Below are 3,362 nucleotides of genomic sequence, written 5' to 3'. Positions count from 1 at the left end.
CTGTAAAAGTGGCGATATCTAAAGGACTGAGCGCTAAATTCTGGGCTGATGCTTGGATACCAGCCAAATCCGTTTAGTCGAGGGATTTTTTTATGGAGCCAGCCCATCAGATACTCGTTCATCATAAAGTATTGTCGAATACCGGATTGGATAATCCGCGAAACCGTTACACAACCTTACGATTAGCAATGGTTGGGCGGGATTTATTTGTCTTTTTTCATATCGACTGGGCATCTAGGATGGAGGAGGTTGCAAGGCGGCCAAAACGGGGCAGGGCGATTGCTCCTGGAGGTTATCGGGTTTGCTCCAGGTAAAGGGAGCCCGCTGCGCCGCCGACATCCACAACAGTCGTTTGGCACGGGTCATGGCGACGTACAGCAATCGAAATTCCTCGTTGCGCTTCAGGACAGAGGCTTGCTGCCATGCGGTCAGGTTATCGGGAATGCGGGATTCTCCGTGCAGGTGGGCGCGAATCTGGGCACGGGCGACCTCGGCCAGGTTGAATTCGCCCAAAAACTGGGTTTGAGGAGGCAGCCATACCTTTCCCGGAATCACGGACTCATGGAGAAACGGCAGAAACACTACATCCCAATCGAGTCCCTTGGCTTTGTGCATGGTGATGATGGTGACCTGTCCGGGGCGGGTGTAGCGGGCTTCGGCGTCTTCCTCCGTGTCAACCGGATCAAAGTTTTCCGAGTTCACCAGTTCCGTAAGGGCGCTAATCAACCCATCAATGGAAACGCCCATTTGCATCTGGCGGGATAGTCGCTCAGCCAGCTTATCCGCCGTGGCGAGTTCCGACTGCTCGTACTGGAGAGCAAGGGCGAGGAAGGGAATTACTTGATAGGGAGGGAGTTCCAACCGTGCCCGGAGGAGTCCGGTGCAGAATCGACGGGCTTGGTCGGCTACGGGATCAGGATCGGTGGCATCGTCGGCTAGGGGACTGGGGTAGAGAAATTGTTCTGGCGCACTGGTCAAGCGGTTCAGATCTTGAGAGGGAATCAAGCGGCGATCGCTCAACACCTTCAGCATTGCCTTGAGGTAATCGGGGGAGTGAGGACGATCGAGAAATTGCAGAATCATCAGCATTTCCTCCGGGATATGGGACTGGCGATCGCGTTCGCCCACATCGAGAATGCCTAACCCGTAATCCTCTAAATTGGTCGTGACGCCATGCCGTCCGGGACGACGCAGCAGATCGGTAATGAACCGACCCTGCCGATTTTCCCGCACCAGGATCGCCGCCCGCACGTCGGGATTTGCTTGGGCGATCGCGCCCATCCGGCGGGCAATCCATTCCACAGTCTGATAGGTATCGGTGGGGCGATGGATTTCCACTCCGGCTCCCTCTGGGGTAGGGTTGGCGTCGGGCTGCGGATCGTTGGGAGAAACAGGTTGGATCTGCTGGAATCGGAAGGGGAGAACCGGGGTGGATAGTTCTGGATGATGGGGCGATCGCCCACGGGGAGTCTGTGCCTGCTGATTCACCCAGTTCAGCATCCGATTCGCGGCTTGAATGACAGAAAAGGTGCTACGACCCGCCTGATCCATCTCCGCTAACTGTCCCTGAGCGGCGCAGTCTTCGCAGAATTCCCGAAAGAAAATGGGGTCAGCGGGGGTAAAGGTGGAGTTAATTGCCTGGTTTGGATCGCCCACGCGGATCAGGTTCAACGGCAGAGCGGGATCATCCGGATCGGCGGCGAGTTGTTCAATCAACCGGGTTTGCAGCGGAGAGGAATCCTGAGCTTCGTCTTCAAAAACCGCGAAAATTTGCGATCGCCATAAATGCTTAGCCGTCTCGTTTTCCAGCACCCGCAACGCCGCCAGAATCATGTCGTCGTAGTCGATAAAGCTCCGCTGCCGCAGGAGAATTTCGTACTGTTCGTAAAGGCCAGCGGCGATCGCCAACACGTTGTAATCCCGCCATTCCCCCGTATTTACCTGAGTTGCCGTCTGACTCAACTCCGCTAATGCCTGCGCCGATAGTCCCGAACTTTTCGCCTCTCGAATCACGGTTTGCGCCAGTTCCGGCAATACCTCCGTTCGCAACACCGATTGCCGTCTCAGCCGTTCCGTTTCCTCCCCATCAAACTGTTGTCCCTCTAGCAGTGTTTGATACAACTGCGGATGGCCGCTGATCCACTGCTCCACGCTGGTTTTTAGGAGCCGATGGCTTTGATTCGGGGAAACGAGGGTAGACTGATCCAGATCCAAGCCCGACAGATCCGGATGCCGATTGGCAATACTCAACGCCAGTCCGTGCAGGGTATACACCGCAAATCCGGTGGCGGGAATCGACAGTTCGCGCAGGTATTGGCGGATTTTGAGCTTGAGATTAGCCGCCGCAGAACGGGTAAAGGTGACGAGAACCAGTTGCCGCTGCGGGGTGAAGGCTTCTAGCCAAGCATCCTCTGGAGAGATTGCTTGTCCAGCGTTGATCTGCTGCCGAACAATGTGGCGTTTTGCGAGCAGAATGGCCGTGGCGATCGCCATTCCGGTGGATTTTCCGGCTCCGGGTACGGCGGAAACAGCCAAAGAGCCACCGTGCCAATCGGCGAGACGTTGTTGTCCAGGACGAAGGCGATCGCGCAACTGTTGCCAGGTTTGCCGGGAAGCGGATTCGTCAAAGGATGAGGTGGATTGAAGGTCTGCAGTAGTCACGATGTTGTCCAGGACTAAGACTTCTGTGATCCTGTTCCGTTTCTTTTACGGTGAAAGCACGTAAGTCCAAGTTGGCTCCTTTGTAAGTTTCATGTCTAAGTAGATTCTCCGTCACACTATTGCTCAAGAAGTTCAACAAGCTTCACAGCATTCTGCTAGTAACCCTGCATTTTCACATAAGTTATTCCTACGCTATCGCCATGAGCAATTTTGTTTCTTATTGCAACAACACTAACAACTGCATCTTTTATCTCGCCCTCGACAATGGATTCAAGCCTATCTGCCCACTCAGGATTAAAAGCTCTTGTAACATTCAAAATCTTTTCCATATTAGGATTTTGAAATCCTGACAACTGCTTCTCAATATAACTTGCTACGTATGGCGCTGCTTTATCTTTGGAGTATTGACTGTATATGGAGCGCACCGAGACTTCTAAGAATCCAGAAACACGAATACACAAATATCTTGCCCAATGCGAAAGCATTTCAGTATCTTCTGGAAGACTAGATATTTTTTTAAATAGGTCATCAAGCTGCTGCTTGTAGTGTACAACTTCTCTGTTTTTCATTCCACATCTTTGAAAGCCTTGATTGCTTTACTTAGCCTACTATCTACCGCTGGTCCATCTGTGGTGCGTGCAGTCTTAGCTCGACTTTATCCAATCAGGCGGCATGGCAGAGTAACTCGGTCCAGGTGTCGA

2 protein-coding genes are annotated in these 3,362 nt (G+C 53.0%); both read right to left on the bottom strand.

From position 1 onward, the window contains the following. Nucleotides 1–234: 234 nt before the first annotated feature. Nucleotides 235–2,664 carry an ATP-dependent helicase gene (locus IGR76_02565; GenBank protein ID MBF2077417.1) on the bottom strand — a complete coding sequence of 810 codons (2,430 nt, stop codon included), beginning with the start codon at nucleotides 2,662–2,664 and terminating at the stop codon, nucleotides 235–237. A gap of 152 nt (nucleotides 2,665–2,816) precedes the next feature. Continuing rightward, on the bottom strand, nucleotides 2,817–3,230 hold the full coding sequence (locus tag IGR76_02560) for a hypothetical protein (GenBank protein MBF2077416.1): 414 nt from the start codon (nucleotides 3,228–3,230) through the stop codon (nucleotides 2,817–2,819). Between the last annotated feature and the right edge of the window lie 132 nt (nucleotides 3,231–3,362).

It is taken from the genome of Synechococcales cyanobacterium T60_A2020_003 (genome assembly GCA_015272205.1).
Lineage (GTDB): Bacteria > Cyanobacteriota > Cyanobacteriia > RECH01 > RECH01 > JACYMB01.
The sequence above is the reverse complement of the archived record's forward strand: the minus strand, read 5'-3'. Positions and strand labels throughout refer to the sequence as shown.